Below are 19,952 nucleotides of genomic sequence, written 5' to 3'. Positions count from 1 at the left end.
ACGCGGCCTAATTGTGACGCCCTGCACTAGCGGGTACCGGGCCGCGCCAGGCCGATGAAGACGGCGATCCCCGCCACGGCCACCACCGCGCCGACGATCGCCCAGAACGATGAACCGGTCATGAAGCTCCCCGGCAGCACGCGGATTCCCTGCAACACCCACACCGTGCCGGTGACGCACATCACCGCGCCGATGATCTTCTGCCCCCCGCGCATGAACCGCCTCCGGTTGCGACGTCGTCGACGGGCGGCACCCCCCCACGCCCATGCGGCCTAGGCGGTGCGAATCCCGGCCGCCTGCTCCAGGCCCAGCTCGGACACGGCGATCTCGCGCATCCGAAACTTTTGGATCTTCCCGGTCACCGTCATGGGAAAACTGTCGGTGAACTTCCAGAAGCGCGGGATCTTGAAGGTGGCGATCCGGCCCCGGCAGAATGTCGTTAACTCTTCTGGGGTCGCCACGGCGCCTTCGCGCAACTTGATCCAGGCCATGACCTCCTCACCGTACTCCCGGCTCGGCACGCCGATCACCTGGACGTCGGCCACCGCCGAATGCCCGTACAGAAACTCTTCGATCTCCCGCGGGTAGATGTTCTCGCCGCCCCGAATGATCATGTCCTTGATGCGCCCAACGATGTTCACGTACCCTTCGTCGTCCATCGTCGCAAGATCGCCGGTGTGCATCCAGCGGGCCGCGTCGATGGCATCGCGCGTCGCCGCGGGGTTGTTCCAGTATCCCAGCATCACCAAATACCCCCGGGTGCACAGTTCGCCCGGGGTCCCCCGCGGAACGGTCCCGCCCGTGGCAGGATCGACGATCTTGATCTCGGCGTGGGGGTGGATGCGCCCCACGGTCGTCACGCGCTTGTCGAGTGGATCGTCGAGGGCGCTCTGGGTCGACACCGGCGACGTCTCGGTCATTCCGTAGCAGATGGTCACCTCCCTCATGCCCATCTGTGCCTGCACCTTCTTCATCACCTCGACCGGGCAGGGGGAGCCGGCCATAATCCCGGTGCGGAGGCTGGACAGGTCGAACTGGGAGAAGCGCGGGTGGTCAAGTTCGCCGATGAACATCGTCGGGACGCCGTACAGGGAAGTGCAGCGCTCCGCCTGGACCGTTTCCAGCACGCCGAGGGGGTCAAAGGCCTCCCCGGGGACGACCATGCACGATCCGTGCGTCGTGCACGCCAAGTTCCCCAAGACCATCCCGAAGCAGTGGTAGAACGGTACCGGGATGCACACCCGGTCGCGCTCCGAGTAGTGCAGCGCTTCCCCGATGAACAATGCGTTGTTGAGAATGTTGTGATGCGAAAGCGTCGCCCCCTTGGGGAACCCCGTGGTCCCCGACGTGTACTGGACATTGATGGGATCGTCAAACTGGAGGGTCGCCTCGAGCGCCGCGAGATCTGCCGCGGCGACGCGGTCGGCATCCGCCAGGAGACCCTCCCAGCCGTCGTCGAGCACGAGGCTGTCTCGAAGATCCGGACACCGAGCTCGGACCGTCTCGAGCATGGCGACGTAATTCGACTGCCGGAACCCGCGGGCAAGGACGAGGACGCTGACTTCTGACTGCCTGAGGGCGTATTCGAGCTCGGTCGTTTTGTACGCCGGGTTGATGTTCACCAGGATCGCGCCGATACGGGCGGTCGCATACTGCACGACCACCCATTCCGCGCGGTTGGGGGCCCAGATCCCGACCCGATCGCCCCTCCGAATCCCCCGGACCATCAGGCCCCGCGCCGCCCGGGTCACCTGGTCCCAGAACTCTCGGTAAGTGGCCCGGTAGTGCTGATGGCGCACGACGAGCGCCTCGCTCTCTGGGAACCGCTCCACGGTACGCCACAGGTTCGCCCCAATCGTCTCGCCGAGGAGCGGAATCTCGCTGGCGCCGTGCACATAGGAAGGCGCGGGCATGGGTACACCTCCTCACCCGTTCGGCTCACCGGCTGCGGGACCCTTGAGCTCGGATCTCGCAGCACCCCCGAGTTCGCTGCCGGGCAAACGAAGTCCCCCGGGCCGTCGCCGGGGGCATTGCCGACCGCGCCGGGTCGATCGCGCTCAAGGCCAGGTGACGCCGCGGGGGCGCGCGAAGTGACCCACGGAGGGCCGAAACGCGCTGTGTCCCGAACGAATGGGGGAGGCGAACGCGCACCTATGAGACCGCGCATTGCCATGATGGCGGGTGATCCCGCCGGCATCGGCCCCGAGCTGGTCGCGAAGCTGTTAGGGGACCCGGCGATCCGCGCCCGCGCGGAGATCTACGTGATCGCCGATCGCGAGGAGTTTCACCACGGCATGAAAATCGCGGACGTGGACGTCCCGTACACCACGGCGGAATCGTTCGAAGCCGCGGACTTTGCGCGGGGCCTCCCGATCCTCTCTCCGCACCGCGGGGGCGTGACCGGGGCGTTCCCGAGGGGACGGGCCAGTCGCGAGGGCGGACAGTACTGCCTCGACGCGCTGCGAGTAGGCATTGAGCTCACCCGGGACGGCCGCACCGACGCGTTGTGCTTTGCGCCCCTGAACAAGACGTCCCTCCACCTCGCCGGCATGTGTCAGTCGGACGAGCTGCACTGGTTTGCCGACCAGATAGCCTACCGCGGCCCGATGGGCGAGTGCAATGTGCTCGGCACGTTGTGGACGTCGCGCGTCACCTCGCACGTCGCACTGAGCGAGGTGAGCGGATTGCTCACCCCCCAGCGGGTCGCAGAGGCGATTGAGCTGATCGCGGGGGTGCTCCGGCAAAACGGGGTGACCCGTCCGAGAATCGCCGTATGCGGCCTCAATCCCCACAACGGCGAGGGCGGCGCCTTTGGTCGGGAAGAGATCGACATCATTCTCCCAGGCATCGAACTCGCGCGCCAGCGCGGCACCCCGGCCGACGGGCCGTTCCCGGCGGACACGATCTTCCTCAAGGGACGCGACGGGCGATACGACGCGATTGTGACCCAGTACCATGATCAAGGTCAGATCGCGATGAAGCTGATGGGATTCGATCGGGGCGTGACCGTCGCCGGAGGATTGCCTATCCCCGTCACGACCCCCGCCCACGGCACGGCGTTCGACATAGCCGGTCAGGGCATCGCCAACGTCGGCGCGATGTGGAGCGCGTTCGACCTCGCATGCAAGATGGGGCTAAGCCGTCGGCACCGGAGACCCTGAAGCACATCTCGGCTTCCGCGGAGGAGACCAGACGAGCGCCCCGCGTTCCGACGGCCCGGCGACCCTACTCCTGGGCCGACCGGGTCTTGATCGCGTCTCTTCGTCCGCGACGGTGCTGCTTGTTTTTGGCGGCACACTCCTGACACACCTTACTCCGGCGGCTCTTCGGAACAAACCGCTTTAAGCACTTTGCGCACCGCGCCGGATACCACCCGATCGCCATATCATCAAACCGCCTATTCCCAGGCGCCACGTCACCCTGGACTCCTATCCTACCCTTGGGCGCGGGGGTTTGCCATCGCCCGCGTGCTCCGGATCGAGAGCTGATCGAAAACAGCCATCCGCGATCATGGGAACTCGCCTGTCCGAGCAATCTGGGCTTTATTATCAACTTCATCACTCATATGCCCAGAAATCTCTCCAAAACCGCACCACAATGGGTGCGGATAGGGAATCGGTCGGGCGGATCCCTTAGGGTTTGGGGGAACTTTTTCAACCCTTACCGGCGCTTTTGGGGAGGGTCGCGGCCATGGACCGCAAGAGATTTCAAAGCCGAACGGGGAGGAGATCATGATCCGGAAGCTCGGCGCGGCAGGCATGCTGGTGGCGGTCGGTTTCGGTGTGCTGACGGCGGCAAATTCCGCATTCGCCGAGGGTAACGGTGACCGGGGAGAGGTGATCGCCCCCGGACCACCCCCTCTGCCGCCTGGCGATATCGCCACGCCGCCGCCGAGCGTCGGCTACGTCTGGGTGCCGGGGTACTGGTACTACCAGCCGACTGGATGGACGTGGATCGCAGGTCGGTGGGAGCTCACCCCGTACCCCGGCGCGGCGTGGGTACCGGGACGCTGGGTTCACCGCTGGTACGGTTGGGTTTGGGTACGCGGTCATTGGCAGGGGGTCGCGGTTGTCGTGACTCCGCCGCCCCCGGTGCAGGTGGAGGCCGTTGTCGCGCCTCCATTCGTCGGCGCGGTGTGGATTGCGGGAGCCTGGCGGTGGAACGGCGGAGGGTGGGCTTGGATATCGGGGCGTTGGGCGCCGGCACCTTGGCGAGGGGCAGTCTGGGTGCCGGGGCATTGGGCCCGCCGGCCGGGCGGTTGGGCGTGGGTGGCAGGATTCTGGAGATAGGATCGATCGCGATCAACCGGCCGACGCCGGGGCTCGTGAAAGGACGCGGGGAGCGGTCGCTCGCTCCGGCCCGGCGACGCGGTCGGTGAGGCCGGGGGGATCCTCACCCCGGAGAGGGATCGTCCTTTGCCCCCGCGGGCTGGACCAAGCCCCCCCTCACGGGAACACGATCGGGTGGGTGGCAAAGGCGGGGGGCCAGACCAGAACCCGCGTATCGGGGGCGATCCATTCCCAGACCACGCTCGCCGCCCTAAGATTCTCCCCCGCCAGCACCGACCCCGGGGACCCGAAGGCCAACCCGCTGCCGTTGGGCAGGCTGCCGAAGGGGAGCGTCCTCGCCCGGATCGCAGAGGCGACCGCGGCCGCGGAGAGATCTCGGGCCCGCGGCAGGATCTGTTGAAAAAGCGCGATCCCGCCGGAAAATCCGGACAACCCGGGCTCCCACAGCGGATGGCCGTAACGGCGGCTGAACTCTTGCCGGGCCCAACGGAGCTCTTGCGCTGCCTCCGAAGACAGACCATCCGTCGGCAGGACATCGCCGCCGGTCTTATCGGATGAGAACACGCCCACGGCCTTCCATCCCAACCGCTTGCCGAACTCGGGCATGATGTAGGCGGAACACCCGCCGATGTTGACGACCAGCGGCACGTGGGCGCGGATGACGGCCTCGCGCAGGGCAACGGCATCATCCATATACCCTGCCAACACCAGGACATCCGTGTGCGCCCGGGCGATCTCCCGGACCAGCTCGCCGTAGGTCGCGTGCCACGGGTCGTACGCCAACACGGCGGCAATCGGGAGGTGTGAGCGCCGGAGTTCCGCTACCTCTCCCTGGGCCTCCGCTCGCCCAAACGCATCGTCTACATGAACCACGCTGTATCGGAGCGGCTCGAGGCGGTGCAAACGCGGGACCACCCGGTCACGAACGAATGCCACCGCCTGTTGGCCAAGGAGCGCCCCGCTCGGAGCCACACGGAAGAAGTACCTACCCGGCGCCGCCGCCGTTCCGATCTCGCCGACCGCCCCCGTTTCCCAAAACAAAAGCCCCAGTCGGGCCGCGGTCTCTGCGGCGGGACGGGCAATCGTGCTGCCGTAGGTGCCGACGATTACCGCAATGTCCTGGCGGGCCAGCTGCTCGACCGCGTCCGGGGCGGCATCGGATGAGTCGGCGGGCGCCAGCCGGATCTGGAGGGGTCGTCCCCCGACGCCGCCATTCGCATTCACGTAGGCGGCCGCGAGCAGCAGCCCGTGGAACTCATCAATGCCGGCTCCGATCCTGCCCTGAGGTCCGGCGGTGGGGTAGACGGCACCAATGACGATGGGATTCCCCTGGCCCTCCGCCGCGGTCCACGCAATCAGCATGAGCAGCATGGACACCGTGAGCATCCGTCGCATCGGCCTCACCTCACTTACGGAGAAATTTGACGGCGCCCGCAGACCACCTGCGTCCCCTATCGAAGCCGAAGGCGGCGGGCACACATCGCCGAACGGGAAGAATTCCAGATTCCAGGGAGAGACGAACTCGTTGGGGCGAATAAACGGGCCACCGGTGCTCGGGTACGTGCGGGGCGGATGCGAGGGGAGTCCGGCGGCGCGCCGTACCCTACGACCCTGCCCAGGGGGTGCGCTTAAACTGAATAGACCTTGGGCTCCAGCGCCTCGGCGATTCGGTCCAGTACGGACGCTGCGTCCTGGGGCGCTCCATATTCGCGAACCACCAGTGCCTCACCGTTTGGAAGGATCGCCTGCAGGGCACTTTTTCCATGGGTCAGCATCGCCTTGATCTCCATGACGTGATCCAAGTTGATAAGGTGCCCCTTCCCCTTCACATTCAACCACATCGGTCACCTCCTCGCATGCTCGCGGGTTGTACCCGGATCGCAGAACCCCTTTTCCTTCCGCTTTTGAGATGCAGCGAGTGTCGACGCCCTAATGTAACCGCCGGGGCGTTGGTGGTTCGTGAACGGCGATCGCCGGGATTATACCTTGCCGGTGCCCCGCGAGCAAATCATTCCCTGGGGCGGCTCGGGGTCGAGCGTGGCCCCGTTCCCTACCTGGGAGTCGCTGTCGATTCGGGGATTCGCACTCCTCGATCGCGGCCCGCACCCGCCGATTGGCGCTCCCGGCCGGCGCTCGCGGGGGAACAAGGTTTGCTCACTGCGGTGACGCTTGCGTCACACCGCGGGGCGGCGTGCGTCGAGGATCGGAGGGGCGGAGGATGTTTCGGGCTCAGGGCCACATGGCATCGCACGTTCCCACGCGGTCCACTGTGTCTTCGTAATCCCCGAGCCTCTGGTCACCATCATCATCTCGAGATCTGTGGGTGATGCGCCCGCTTCCAATTCCAACACCTGCGCATTCGTGATGCCCAGTATCTCCGCCACCTGATGGGTGGATAGTCGACCCGCAACCCGCCGCCGCTTGAGCGGGTTACTTTCCTTCCACTCCTGGGTCCGCCGTGCGTGATGATCCAACCGCAATCTCTCCCCGTGGGACCTTCGCCCGATGTCACGGAACCGTCGTGCTCTTTCGATCACAGTTCCTTCAGGTGCGGACCCGCGAGACGAAGGAGCTCAGGTGGGTTTGGATGACGCGGCAGGCCCCCGGGTCCGAGAAGCGGAGCGTGGTCCGTCCGCCCCGCGAACTGACGGCCCCCCCGCGGATCCGCCAACATCGCTTGATCATAGCGTGCAGTCTATGAAGGAAGGCCGGGGTCCCCTCCACCGCGAAGTCCCCCGCTTTCGGGCCGTTTGTGGAGTGGATGAAGGGCCAGTTTCCATCGACGTACCCACGGATGAATGGAATCGCCAGTTCCCCCGGGAGATCGTCGAGCAGCGCCGAATCGCTCCCGTGGAGCTCCGACGGCACCCCCCAAGGGAACAAGGCTTTGCACAGATCCTGATCGCGCAAGTAGACCTGCCACCCCACAATGCTGCTGTAGCAGAACTCGCAATAGATCCGATCCGTTGAGAGATCGGCCATGAACGTCTCGATGTGGGCGCGGGACTCTGCGCCCAGCGTGATCACGAGCGCGAGAGAGCTTCCTTGCCCCCAGATGTACCCGGCAGCCATCAGGAATCCGAGCCAGTACAACTGGATCTCAGCGGGAGCGGTCCCCACGGTGACCCGCTGCTTCTGAAGCAAGCAGACCGGGTCGGAGATGCGGGAGTGTTCGATCGGCGCCAAGATCCGCTCGACCGCCGCCAGAGGAAGGTGTTGCACCTCGGCGATTTCCAGGGAACTCTTTCCGCCGCGCGCCGCAGTCCGAATCTTCGCGGTGCGTTCCCGCAATTCGAGGTCCTGCTCGTTGGGCGCCCTCAGACGCACGGTCGTCTCATTCCTCTTGACGACGCAAATAGTCTCGGCCGCGATCCGTGATTGTCGCTTCCCCCGATCCATTCCGGTGCCGCTTCCAGGTCGCCAGCCCGTAGTCCACGCAGTAGAGAAGGTGGCGCTCCACTACGTCCTTGGTCAAGCCAAGGCCCTCGACCAGGACAGAACTGTCGACGCCATCTGAGCGATCCCGTAACGAGGCCAATACGCGGTTCCGTTCGTTGTCCAGCGCCATCGTCGTCCTCCTTACAACCGCCGTCAGATCCGCGAGGGCCGGCGTGCTCTCCGCGAGGGCCCAAACCCGGGAGCACGCCTGCGGTACATGAGCAGTGCCGGCCATTGGGGGGGGGCAGCGTTTGGATCAGACCGATGAAGATACCTCCCCGGAGTCGGCGCAAACTCGACCATTGCCTTCTCCTCCGGGGAACCGACCGCTTGCCTGGGGTACGATCGTAGACACAAGGAAGGGGAAGCTGCATTAAGTGTACTCCTGCGCCGGCAGTTACGCAAGGTTCGCACGCAACACGTGCGCTCGGTTGATGGGAGGATTATGGGAGCTCGCACCGCACATACCGGAGCGGATTTTCCGCCAAGGACCGCCAACCGCTGTCCGGCGGGACGAAACACCTCGCGGGGTGAGCTCACTGCTTCTCTATCATCACTGCGGCGAATTGCGGGAGATTCGGGGACTGGTCGACCCCGCGCCACCTTCCTGGGGGGGGACAGAACGGAGGGGCGGATCCGGGTCCGCCCCTCCATCGCCGACGACCGCCACCCGTTCGGGCACCCTCAGTGATTGTGATCTCCGCCGTCCCGGCACCACTGCCCCCCGGGGTTACCGTAGCATTGTTGCCCGGATTGGTTTTGGGCCGCGGTCTGGGCTCCGTGTATCGCAAGGTAGAGGAGACCGCCGACGAGAACCGTCCCGAGAGCAATTCCCGCCCATGCGGGCAGACCCGAGATGGCGGAAGCCGGGGCCGGCGCGGGAGCCGGGGTTGCCGCCGTGTCCACGTCAACGCGCTCAGCGACAAGTTGGCCGGCGCTCGGGGCGACCGTCACGGTCGCATTGTCACCGACGTATTGTTGAAGCGCACAGAAACCGACCGCAGTGGAATCCACGAATGCCGTCGTATAGGGTCCCGCAGGGAGCACATGGGTGCCATCCGCCGCATCCATGACCAGCGCGCGTGTCTGACAATCCACCGCCTGAATCGTTCCCTGGATGGCGGACGCACTCTGCGCCTGCCCGATACCGCTGATCGACAAGGTCGCCGTCAGGATGCCGAGAACCGTTGCCACGAGTTTTCTCATGAGAGACCCTCCTCCAAATCCTTAAGATCTACGCTCAGACTAGGGAAACGACTTGACAAACTCCTGAAGATGTCGTGTAGATCTCGTGAATTCGCTCGGCGCGGTCAACACCCCCACCATCCCCGAACGCTTGCGGTCACAGCGTCAGAGAGCGGACGCCAGCGCGGGAGCGCCCCCGAATTGCGTCATCACCTCAGATGTGTCTTGCTAGACGGCGCAGTGAGGTAAACGGGCCATTGTCGTCCACCACGACTTGCGCACGCGGGCAAAGCCGTCGCCCAGGGGCGCGCGCCGTCCTGCTGTTCCTCCCCGATCGCCCGACGAGGGATCGAACCCACCCACGTGCTCGTAGTTCCCTGCTCGGTGGCGCCGTGTCGAATGCCAACCCGGCCGCCGCGACCCTGTTTCATCCCGATCGCGTTGTGGCCTGGCATTTCTCGCCGCGTCGCTCGGTGCACGCGATGGAGGAATACATCCCGACACTTCCGGGACAGAAGGGAAACATCCGATCAGCATCTAGGTCAGGGCCGGTTCCCGGACGTCGTCTGGAAGGCCGCCCATGCAACTGACGCGGGCACGTCGGGGGTCGATTCCGGTGCGATGGTCCGTCTGGACCATTGGCGAATGCGCCGACCACAGGGACCCGCGTCGGCGCCAGAGAAGCCCATGCGATATCCTCGCCCGCAGGTGACTGATGGTTGAGTCAGATTCCCAAACGGCGCCGGGGGCTGACGCCGCGGCGGTCCCGACTGCTTCAGGCCGGGACGCCGTGGATCCGGGATCGCTCCTCTGGCTCAATAACGCGTTGCAGTTCCTCTCCAACGGGGCGTGGTACGTTGCGGCGCCATTCATTCCCCTCTACCTCACCTCGCAGGGCGCATCGGTGATCATCGTGGGAGGGGTGGTCAGTATTTCCGGCGTTATCCCATTGCTGATCTCGATCCATGCGGGGGCGCTGGTGGACGAGCGCGGTCCCATCATGGTCGCGAAAGGGTCGGTGATCCTGTTCGCTCTGGCCGGTATGATCCTCACGGCATGGCACAGCGTGTGGGCAGTGGCCGGAGCGTACATGTTAATGGGAATCGCGAATATTGGGTTTGCCGTCGCGCCGCAGGCTATCGTCGCCGCCGCCAGCAATCCCGGTACACGGGTCCGAAACTACGGCTACTATTCACTTTGGAACTCCGCCGGCGCGGTGGTCGGCCCGGTCATCGGCGGGTACATCGCCGGCCGCTTCGGCTACGCGGCGGCGTTCGCGGTGGTGTGGATCTTGATGTTGCCCGCTTTCGCGGTCGCCGGGTCCATGCGCGTGATATCGACGGTCCCGGCGCACATCGTGTCCCTGGCCACGGCCCACACCCTCGCGCGTACAATCATCGGCCGGCGGGGAGTGGCCGGCATCCTGTTCATCTCGTTCATGGTGGGGTGCGGACAGACGCTGCAACAGTCCTTCTATCCGCTCTACCTGCACACAGTCGGGTTATCCGCAACCCTGATCGGGATCGTGATTGCCGCAGTCAGTCTGAGCTCGATGTTGGTCCGCTCAATGCTATCACGCGGAGTGGCGATGTTCGGCTACGGATCGCTGCTGGTCGGCGCCACGGCGCTGGCGGCAGTTTCGCTTGGAGTCACGCCGCTGTTGCGGCACTTCTGGCCGCTGATGCTAGCATCGGCGCTGATGGGCGCGAGCCTCGGCTTCACCCAACCGCTGACGATGAGCCTCATGGTGGAATCGGTCCCCCCCGAGCTCTGGGGGGTGGCCTTTGGCATCCGCCAGAGCGTGCAGCGGCTGGCCGCCATCCTCAGCCCAATCGTTTTCGGCCTGGTGATCACGGTTTCCAGAATCGAGTCGGCGTTCACCCTGGGGGCACTCACGCTGGGAGGAGCGGTGCCGATCATGGCCAACGTCACTAAGCACATGCGGCGTCCCCGGGCAGGATGACGGAACCGCCTGCAACATCGATCGACGACCACAACACGGACCGAGAGGGCAGCCGTCAACAACGCAAACCTCCGCTTAACGTAAATTCACGTACACCGGGATGGGTCGATGCCCTCGGTTTCCAATTGATCGCGCACCCGCACGGCCGCACCCGGTCGCCCGCCTCGTCCTTCGCCGCATGACGATCGACGTGACACCCGCGGTGACAATCGCTCCGGCGCAGGTCGACCCCAACACACGCCAACCCCGGCGCGCCAGAGAGTCCGTGCGCATCCGCCCCCGCGGCTCCGAGATCGAGCCCCAGCACCTCCAAACGGTCTACCCCCCGCTGATGCGGCACCCGATGTCCAGTCCGGCCTTGGCACAACCCTCACCGGAACGCGATTGCCGCACGCCGGTTCGACGAAGAACGTGGCATGTGCCCGCTGGGCCCAACAGGATCCGCCTCGGGTCCTGCGGGGGAATGTTAGCGATCCGTTTCCCGGCAGATACCCAGAAGTTTACACGAGGAAGATTGACCTCGAAGATTCGTCCGAATGAATGAGGTTGCAGCCCCTTATTGTAGGGTAGTAACTTCTTGAAGATTCCGTTGCCTCGATTGCTGGATCTGAAGGGGGGCGTCAATGCGGCGGACGGAGATCAGCGTCACCTCGGCCTTGAGCCTCCCATCAGCCGATGCCACTGGCACCAACGCGACCGCGTCGCACGCGCCACCGCGCCCACTTGCGCTCCTCTCGACCATTCTCGTCCTGACGATGTTCCCGGCCTTGACCGCCCAGCACCAGGTGCAGGCGGAGGTCGAGATCAACGCCCCCCCCGAGCTTGTCTGGCAGATTCTCACCGATCTTGCCGGGTACACGATTTGGAATCCCTACGTCTATCCGGCCACGGGGGAGATTCGCACGGGAGCACAATTAGATATCACTTTGCACTCCGGAACGGGCGTGATTGAATTCCAACCGACGGTAGTGACTGTCCAACCGAATCACATCTTGCGCTGGCGTGGGCAGACCTTCACGGGTGGCCTCTTCGACCGCGACCAGACCTTCACCCTTGAGCCACTCGGTGCAGACCGATCCCGCCTGATCGCCCAGGAAACCTTTACGGGCTTGCTTACCTCTCTCTCAGGCAACGTGCAGGGCGACGCGCAGCGCGGTTTGGAAGAAATGAGTCGCGCGCTCCGAGACCGTGCCGAGATCATGCGGCTCACGGTTGGGGCTCGGAAATAACAACCCGCAGAGGGGGCCCACAGGCCCCACCTGCGGCCCCTCCGACAATTCCCCATGCACTGTGTACCGAACCACTTTCCCCAGGATGTCGTCAGGAGATAGAGTGAAAACGCGCAAAGCTGCATGATCACCGATCTCTCGGCTTCGCCCACCTCGGCACAAGCACTGACACTGCGACGGCACTGAGGTAGAGTGTCGCCATATCAGAGAGAGAGGATGGCGCGAGAAAATTCCGTCCACCCAAATGCTCGACACTCACAAGGGCGATGAGAGGCCGCAACGGCGCCATGGCACCGACGACGGGGGCCCTCAGCAATGAGTGGGTCCCAGACACCAGCGGCAGGAACGCGATTAGAAAGCTTCCGGTCGTCGCGTCGACCAAAGTGATCACCCACAGCGCTGCCGCAGGTCGGCGGGCAATTCGCCCCAACCAGCCATAGAGAAAGCCGCCGAAAATGCCGGCGCTGAGCGCGGCCCAAAATGTCAACATTTGTGCCTGCCGGTGGATGAGGATCCCCACGGCCACACTGGCGAAGCTTGCCACCGCGCCGGCACCAGCCCCGGCGATGATGCTCGCTCCCCACGCCGGGGGAACGCGGACCTTCGCGGGGTGTCGTCGGGGCTCAGTCATTCAATTCTTCCCTCCACACAAACTCAGATCCATGGACGATCTCATCTGGACGTGCACCAGCGCGACTCTTCAACTCCGTGGCCATTGCCGACCCGGGCACCTATTACGCGTGTCTTTGTCCCGCAGGCCGACGGCATCCACGCCTCTGCTTGGGGGTGGATCGCCCGATCGATTCATTGCCTTGTCGAGAGGCATCGTTGACCGCCTGTGCGCCCTCCCCCTTCATCAGATCCGATGAATCAGCACCTCGGGAACGCGTTGAATCTCGTCAGTACGAAGGGGAGGTCATGAGGTGGGCATCGCACGGAGATCCCGAGAACGGGGGTGCCATCTGGAGCGCTTGGGGGGAACAACCGTCCGGCCCGGCGACGTGGACAGCGCGGGGCCGTGGGGTTGATGAACGTGCCGTCATCGATAGGAAAAGGGAACGTCCGATCGGGAAGAATGTCGGGCTAAGCTTCGCCTTGACGCCGCTGGTTGAGGGTGTGCCGGGGATCATGCCAGGACCGGGTCGGGGCGAGTTTTGCTCGTCCTCGCCACCCTCCCCACCCTGGCCCGTGCAGAGAGCGCGCTTACTCCCGCGAGTTACAGAGTCGCCCGGAGCAGCAGATTAAATCCTGCCCTTACGAGCTGCGTCGGGATGCGACCCGCAGCCAATCGTCATTGTGACCGCTCTGCGCAGCGCGGCCGCCGCGTTGTGGGGGGGCGACTTTTGTCAAGTCGTGCGATGGAAAGACCCCTGCCTGTGGCAAACCTTTTGCCGATTCGAGCGGCTAACTCTTCCGCGTCCCGGAGCCCACATTGGCCCCGAACGACCTGCGCAGCGCCCGGTTCGAAGGCTTCCGGGTGCCCGGTTGATAGCGGTCCCAGGGAAAAGGTCCCGGCCGAACATTTGCCGCGATCGAGGGATGCACCGCGTCGAGCTTGCTCGGCTTGGCGATCCGCGTATTGCCCGTCTGCCTTTGATCTCTTCGCATGACCATCATTCCTCCTCAGATCTGGTGCACCCGGCGTCGCCTCCGCCGTTGTCCGAAGGACAGGGCATGTTGTGCCTACACTTAGCCTACCACAGATTTCGCTCTCTGCCAGGTTTGTTTGGCGTCATGAATGCGGCGATCTCAAGGAATCCTCGCCCGTAACGCCCCCCGCAAGGTGAATCCGTAACCGATGACCCTCCCGGGGGTCGCCTCTTGCCGTGAACTGCCCGGCAGGGCGTTCCGACGAAAAACTCTGGCAGGATGTGAAAGGCTTATCCGGGGGCCAGAGTAGCGTCGATCCCTACCGCATGCAGATGCATGCGCAGGCTTTCCGCAGTCGTCCGATCCAGATAGCCCCCAACCCATACGAGGAACGGCCGGTCCCCAACAAGCCGAACTGCGAATCCAAGCGCCCGCAACCGTTGAACGATGACTTCCGCGCTCGGGCGGTCCGTAAAAACGCCCACCTGGACATGAAACCGCGTTGCTTCGGAAATCCTCGACGCAATCGTGGTGGGTCGCTGCAAGGCAGCGATGACCGGTTCGGCCGAGATGGACGCGCGAATTGAAGTGGACGCCGCCGTGGGTCTCCCTCGCGGCGGGACGCTCCGGAGGTCGGGCCGTCCAGCCGGCATGTCCGGCACGGGTGGCGAAACGGGCGCCGCTACGGCCGAAGGGGGAAGTGGGTCTAGCCGCCTCGGTTGCGCGACCCTCAGTTTCGCGATCACCGCGGGGTCGGCGTGACCTGCATAGGACTCAGACCGCCTGTCCGCCGGTGGAACATTGGCAACATAGCCAACCACAACGGATAACGCCGCCGAGCCCAGCACGATCGCAATCGCGCCACCGAGCATAATCCGCTTCACCGGTGCGCGGCCTCCCCCGGCGGCACGTCGACTCCCGTGTGTATACCGTTGCAGTCTCACCGACCCCGCAGATCTAGGATTTGGGAATCTCATCAACCCCTCCCGATCCGGTAACCCCGTGACTCGACGAGGCGCGGCGGACATCCTGCCCGTTCGCGCGCTCTGCCCATCCCCCCGAAGCTGACGACATTCCCGCGACCATTCATGTCCACGGACGCACCCGATGACATTCGGCGGTAGGATCACTCTCCCCGGGCGCAGGCTCCTTCTCCACGGCGGGAAGTTTCCCTCCAGATCTCCATCAGCCCCATGGGCTCCTTTGGGCAATCGACACCTGGCGTCATTGTGAACTGAAAAGAATGTGACTGTACAAGATTTCCATCGACGCGTTGAATCGAGGACTGTACAGATACTGGTAGGTCAGCATCCAAATCCTCTGCATACGCGTGTAGCGCTGCTTGGTATCGATGCTCCCCCAAAAGTAACGAACCGTGCCTTCGGCCAACAGTCCCTGGTCGAAGTCAATCCATCCAATCATCGCGCGAGGATCATTCCGAGGATCCTTCGCCTGCCCCTCAACCAAGTAGTATCGGTCATGTTCCACGATCTTTTCGCCCAACACATCGAACTTGAATCGTGAGAGAAAGCTCTCCAAGCGCTCGGTGGCTTCAAACCCCCGGCCGATCACATAGCGATCCGCGATCCAACACAACAACCCAACCGTCCGACCACCAATCCTCACGGTGGGATGGGCACGCACGACCTTCACGGTCCCGTGGAAGACGCAGTCGGGGGGGGCGCTCAGCGCCTTCCCGACCCGCAGCCTGAACTCGGCATCCGCCGATACCACCCGGGGAATGCCGGCAATCATCAGCAGCATGCGATGGAGAACCTGCTCCGCGGATGGCGCCGGAGGCGCAGCCATCCCCGCCGGCAAGCTCAAAGTGACCGAGATCAGTCCAAAGGCACTCGCCAAGAGCGCCTGCCGCCACTTTTGCATGTTCGTATCCTCTCTCTGTCGAGGACGCGAGCAACACCGCGATCCCGTGCGGGGGGGATCCCGCGCAGGATCGGGTCACCATTCCATCGGCGCCAGTCCCTCGAGCAACCTCCCTGCTCGCCACCCGGGGAGGGACCCTTCCGAACAGCTTCATTAAATAAACAACATCGCCGCCGTTGGCCCCAGGGTGGCGGGCCCCATTTACCCATTTAGGAGAAGCTCCCGTACCGCTCAGCCAACAATTCTGGGGAATGGGAAACCGAGCCGCCGCGTCCGCCCCACCTGGACCATGAAGCGCGAGTCGAAATCGGTCAGAAGTCCCTTCGAGCTTCCCTCGAGTCCGTCAGGTCGCCACCGCTTCATGAAAACGCCGGATGGCGTCGATATGCGCATGCGGGGTCGAGAGACCGGAGCGCATCGTGTCGACACTGAGATGGGTAGCACCCAGTTTCCGCCACCGCTCGATATCCCGACGCCACTCATCCGGTCCGCTCTGCCGAAATGCAATGCGACCTTCGATCCCCAGACTCGCCGCGTCGCGGCGTCCCGCTGCCAGGTGCGCACGGAGACGCCCCACCTGCTCCTCTCTGCTTGAACCCGCCGGTCGGTCGGGGAGCGCCTGAAAGCCTCGGCTCGACATCCACCCATCGGCCACGCGCGCCGCACGGTGCAGGACCATATCTGCCTCACCCCCCATCCACAAGGGGATGGGGCGCTGAACGGGCAGCGGATTGATGCCGGCGTCTGAGATGCGGTGCCACCGCCCGTGAAACGTCACGGACTCCTGGGTCCACAATGCCCGGAGAACCGTGATCTGTTCCTCGATCCGTGCCCCGCGCGTGCGAAAGTCCGCCCCGAGAGCCTCGTATTCGACCTCGTTCCACCCCACACCAATGCCCATCCGTAGCCGCCCCCCACTCAAAACGTCGACCGCAGCGGCCTGCTTTGCCACAAGTGCCGTTTGGCGTTGGGGGAGAATCAAGACTCCAATCACCAGCTCGATCCGGCGGGTGGACGCGGCGAGGTGGCCGAATAGCACGAATGGCTCGTGGAACGTGTGTTTAAGGGTGTAGGGGCCCCGCCACGAAGGACGAGTCGCCGTATTGGCACCCAACACATGATCGTAGACGAGTAGATGATGGTAACCCAATGACTCGGCAGCCTGGGCGAAGTCGCGAATCAGCACGGGATCGGTGCCGATCTCCGTTTGGGGAAAAACGACGCCCAGATGCATGCCCTCGTTTTCGCGTTTCACCAGCAATCCCCTGCGGGGGGCCTCGGCCTCGCGCGCTCAGCCTGTGCGCGTTCCCCGAGCGTTTGAGTCCGCGCGCGCGGCCGGGCGACCTCAGCCCGATCCCTGGAGGCACTCGACTTGTCGCGCTCTGGATGTCGGCCCCGTGCCGCGCGATATCGTGCCGACAGTCCCATGAGATGGTTCTGCGAGAATCACCGGGGGAGGCCTCCTCAAAATGGAGCATCCCCTTCGCGGATCGAGCACGTAATCGGGTCTGTGACTTGCGGCTCGAGAGCCGAACAAATTGCCGAAAGCGGAATCGGGAATGATCGGACCATCCGTCGCCGTGATTGGAGGAGGGGCGATCGGTCTCTCCACGGCTCTTCAGTTGGCGGAATTGGGGGCTTCGCCGGTACGCGTCCTCGAGAGGGCATACGTCGCGAGCGGCTCATCTGGACTTTCGGTTGGCATCATCGAGACCCAATACCTCGACCCTCTCGACATCGAACTCCGCGTCCGTAGCATGGAGTTCTTCTCCGCGTTAGAACGGCGCCACAATCTAACGGTCACCCGAAATGGGTATCTGCGATTAGCCCACCGGGCAGATGAACTCGCGGCGTTTGAAACGAGCGTCAAGATGCAACGAAACTTGGGCGTCCGGGACGCCCGCACCCTCAGCAGACGTGAGGTTCTCGGCCTTGTCCCCCACATGCATTGCGACGACGTGATCGGAGGCTTGTTCGGACCAAGCGACGGCTACATCGACGGACACCTCTATTGCAACCTGCTTGCGGATCTCGCCAAACGGCGCAACGCCGAGGTGCGGACACAAGTCACGCTCGTCAGAGCGGAGAAAGGCGCCTTGCACCGGCACCGGTTGATCACGACACAGGGGGAGGTGGAGTGCGATTTTGTCGTTAATGCGGCCGGAGCATGGGCGGGCGAGATTGGGGCCCTGCTTGGAGCGCCGGTCAAGTTGTTGCCCCAGCGCCACCAAGTCACGCTTGCGCATCTTCCGCGACCCCTCGCGTATGTGATGCCCTCGGTCATGGACTACATTCCGCACTCTGGCGACTACGGACTGTACCTCCGGCACGATACCCGCTCGCGGCTTCTCGTGGGCCTGCACACCGAGGAACCCCTTCACGACATCGTTGACCCAAACAACTACAGCAGATCGACCGACTACACATTCCTTGAAGCCGTTGCCGAGAAGTTCGCGCTACGCTTCCCCCTCCTGGATGGCGCTCGGCTGGCGGCGGGGTGGGCCGGCCTCTATCCAGTGAGTCCCGACGGCCTCGCGCAAGTGGGCCCGACGCCGGGCCAACGCACCGTCATCTCAGCCTGCGGGGTCGGTGGGTCGGGTCTCCAAACCTCACCCGCAATCGGACGGCTTGCTGCGGAGTGGGTTGTATTCGGGGAGCCGCGGTCGATACCTACGGCAAGGTCCCTCACCCCTCTCCGCTATTCACTGGCATGATGGTGCGGTCCCACGCTTCGGGCAACGGCACCACGTGACTACGAAACATGGAACGGTGAACGTGACCGAGTCCGGGCCTGGCTTGCGCTGGTTGGGTAATGGTGGATTGGGGGGCAATGTGGGGAGGGAAATGCTTTCACAATCGCAGGTCGGCCGTTAACGGCGAACCTCGGGCACCGCCCTAGACTGAGCGCATTCCACTCATCCTGCCCTGAAGGGCCTTCAAGGCTACCGCGTATCCCGTAAGGAGCCCGTGGTAGAAACCGCGGCTGTCTCGGTCGTTCACCTGCCGGTATCGCTTCTGGGCGCGGCTAATGGCATGACGCAGGCGGTGGGTGGCCGCACTGCTGTCACACTGATCGAGTAGGTCGAAGCTCTTGGCGGTCAGCACGTCCACAGCCCCGGTTTCTCCTACCCTAAAATGTGTCATGTGCACCCTCCAACGAGTCACGCTCAGCGTCACGCGTGACGTTTCGCGACGTGGGTCGGTGTGAACCTATCGGGGCTCGTGCGTTTGAAATACCAATCGAAAACAGGGTCCAGGGTCCCTCGCAAACTCAGCCAGTAGATGTACGCCATCATCATTTTCATGATGTGGTTGAGGCGGCTCGGCGGGTACTTGAGCACCGGGGCTGTATACGAACCGATGACAAAGGTCCCCCGACCGTAGGCTAGGTCGACCGGACAATGAGTCCGGCCGCTGAATTCCGCCTGGCCCCCGCCCAGGAGTTCTGCCACCACCTTCGCCTCGAGATGCGCCCCCACGCCCGCCTTCGAGGTCGGCAGATTCGTCGCGTCCCCGATGGCAAATGCGTCGTCAACCCCCTCGATGTGGAGTGTCAGTTTGTTGGTCACCACAAAACGGTTCGCGTCTACGACGGTGGCGGGCTCGTACGCGATATCAGCACCCATGAACGGGGGGATGATGATGGGCAGGTCATACTGGATCTGTTCTCCTTCGATTGAGTAGATCGTCCGGGTTCCTGGGTCGATGCGGTCCACGTCGAAGAACGGGAAGATCTCGATACCGCGAGCCCGGAGGATCGGCTCGACGATCTCGTTCATCGGCTCCGCCGGATAGGCGCGCGGATACGGGGAAATGAAGACGAGCCTTGTCTGCTCCCTGAGCCCCCTCTTGTGCAAAAGCTCCTCCGTGAGCAGGATGCCCTCGACCGGCGACGGCGGACATTTGGTAATCGGGGAGCTCTGCCCCAGCACGATCGTGCCACCGCGGAAGGCATCGAGGTGCCTCCACACCTTCTGCGCCTGCGCGACGGTTGTGTGGTAGTTGCCGAATTCGTCGTCGAGGTCGCGGAGTCCAGGGATCTGCGATGGATCTGTCGTCACGCCCGTGGCCACGACGATGGAATCGTAGTCGTACCTCGCCCCGCCGGCAGTGATGACCACGTGCCCGCGCAGGTCGATGCGGGTCACCGGTTCCTGGATGAAGCGGACGTGCCGCGCCAGCAAACGCCGCTCGTCCCGAACCATATTTGGGTTCCCGTTCTTGAACGCGATGTACAGAAACGCCGGCTGGAAGACGTGCACCGGTGACTGACTCAGCACCGTCACGTCGAACCGTCGCTTGTCCAGCGAGTTGGCCAGCATCGTGGCCCCCGTGCCTCCCCCAATGATCAGCACCCGCTTCTTCATGATCACA

The 19,952-nt window shown here is 64.1% G+C and carries 16 protein-coding genes; 5 read left to right on the top strand and 11 right to left on the bottom strand.

Annotated features, from left to right (window positions below; genetic code table 11):
• Positions 1-26 precede the first annotated feature (26 nt).
• Both VKV57_17010 and VKV57_17005 read right to left on the bottom strand, forming a co-directional pair.
• A complete protein-coding gene (locus VKV57_17010; protein HLW61604.1) occupies positions 27-215 on the bottom strand; it encodes a hypothetical protein in 189 nt (62 codons plus the stop codon).
• Between the two features lie 57 nt (positions 216-272).
• Complete coding sequence (locus VKV57_17005; protein HLW61603.1) at positions 273-1,913, bottom strand: AMP-binding protein; 1,641 nt, start codon at positions 1,911-1,913, stop codon at positions 273-275.
• A gap of 240 nt (positions 1,914-2,153) precedes the next feature.
• Between VKV57_17005 and VKV57_17000 the strand changes: the two genes are divergently transcribed.
• The gene (locus VKV57_17000) at positions 2,154-3,161 is read left to right on the top strand and encodes a 4-hydroxythreonine-4-phosphate dehydrogenase PdxA (GenBank protein ID HLW61602.1); all 1,008 of its coding nucleotides are present in this window, start codon (positions 2,154-2,156) and stop codon (positions 3,159-3,161) included.
• A gap of 570 nt (positions 3,162-3,731) precedes the next feature.
• A complete protein-coding gene (locus tag VKV57_16995; protein HLW61601.1) occupies positions 3,732-4,289 on the top strand; it encodes a hypothetical protein in 558 nt (185 codons plus the stop codon).
• A 156-nt stretch (positions 4,290-4,445) separates the two neighbouring features.
• On the opposite strand, the gene VKV57_16990 is transcribed toward VKV57_16995, so the two are convergent.
• The 5 genes from VKV57_16990 to VKV57_16970 form a co-directional block, all read right to left on the bottom strand.
• Entirely contained in the window at positions 4,446-5,684 is a 1,239-nt protein-coding gene (locus tag VKV57_16990; GenBank protein ID HLW61600.1) for an ABC transporter substrate-binding protein, read from the bottom strand.
• Between the two features lie 233 nt (positions 5,685-5,917).
• On the bottom strand, positions 5,918-6,130 hold the full coding sequence (locus VKV57_16985) for a hypothetical protein (GenBank protein ID HLW61599.1): 213 nt from the start codon (positions 6,128-6,130) through the stop codon (positions 5,918-5,920).
• A 703-nt stretch (positions 6,131-6,833) separates the two neighbouring features.
• Positions 6,834-7,616: a hypothetical protein gene (locus VKV57_16980; protein HLW61598.1), complete on the bottom strand. Its 783-nt coding sequence runs from the start codon at positions 7,614-7,616 to the stop codon at positions 6,834-6,836.
• Between the two features lie 7 nt (positions 7,617-7,623).
• Positions 7,624-7,857, bottom strand: a complete 234-nt coding sequence (locus VKV57_16975) for a hypothetical protein (protein ID HLW61597.1) — start codon at positions 7,855-7,857, stop codon at positions 7,624-7,626.
• A gap of 554 nt (positions 7,858-8,411) precedes the next feature.
• A complete protein-coding gene (locus VKV57_16970) occupies positions 8,412-8,933 on the bottom strand; it encodes a hypothetical protein (protein ID HLW61596.1) in 522 nt (173 codons plus the stop codon).
• Positions 8,934-9,627: 694 nt separating this feature from the next.
• Here VKV57_16970 and VKV57_16965 point away from each other — a divergent pair.
• Positions 9,628-10,875, top strand: a complete 1,248-nt coding sequence (locus VKV57_16965) for an MFS transporter (GenBank protein HLW61595.1) — start codon at positions 9,628-9,630, stop codon at positions 10,873-10,875.
• A 623-nt stretch (positions 10,876-11,498) separates the two neighbouring features.
• Positions 11,499-12,104: an SRPBCC domain-containing protein gene (locus VKV57_16960; protein ID HLW61594.1), complete on the top strand. Its 606-nt coding sequence runs from the start codon at positions 11,499-11,501 to the stop codon at positions 12,102-12,104.
• 127 nt (positions 12,105-12,231) lie between these two features.
• Here VKV57_16960 and VKV57_16955 read toward each other — a convergent pair whose 3' ends face one another.
• The 3 genes from VKV57_16955 to VKV57_16945 form a co-directional block, all read right to left on the bottom strand.
• A complete protein-coding gene (locus VKV57_16955; GenBank protein HLW61593.1) occupies positions 12,232-12,735 on the bottom strand; it encodes a hypothetical protein in 504 nt (167 codons plus the stop codon).
• Between the two features lie 2,183 nt (positions 12,736-14,918).
• Complete coding sequence (locus tag VKV57_16950; GenBank protein HLW61592.1) at positions 14,919-15,578, bottom strand: hypothetical protein; 660 nt, start codon at positions 15,576-15,578, stop codon at positions 14,919-14,921.
• A 343-nt stretch (positions 15,579-15,921) separates the two neighbouring features.
• Entirely contained in the window at positions 15,922-16,833 is a 912-nt protein-coding gene (locus VKV57_16945; GenBank protein ID HLW61591.1) for an LLM class F420-dependent oxidoreductase, read from the bottom strand.
• Positions 16,834-17,137: 304 nt separating this feature from the next.
• On the opposite strand from VKV57_16945, the gene VKV57_16940 reads away from it, so the two are divergent.
• Entirely contained in the window at positions 17,138-18,292 is a 1,155-nt protein-coding gene (locus VKV57_16940; GenBank protein HLW61590.1) for an FAD-binding oxidoreductase, read from the top strand.
• A 459-nt stretch (positions 18,293-18,751) separates the two neighbouring features.
• On the opposite strand, the gene VKV57_16935 is transcribed toward VKV57_16940, so the two are convergent.
• Positions 18,752-19,945 (bottom strand): FAD-dependent oxidoreductase, encoded by a 1,194-nt coding sequence (locus VKV57_16935; GenBank protein ID HLW61589.1) that lies wholly within the window; start codon positions 19,943-19,945, stop codon positions 18,752-18,754.
• Between the last annotated feature and the right edge of the window lie 7 nt (positions 19,946-19,952).

This window comes from bacterium (genome assembly GCA_035307765.1).
GTDB lineage: Bacteria > Sysuimicrobiota > Sysuimicrobiia > Sysuimicrobiales > Segetimicrobiaceae > Segetimicrobium.
This window is presented reverse-complemented; position numbering and strand designations above follow the sequence as displayed.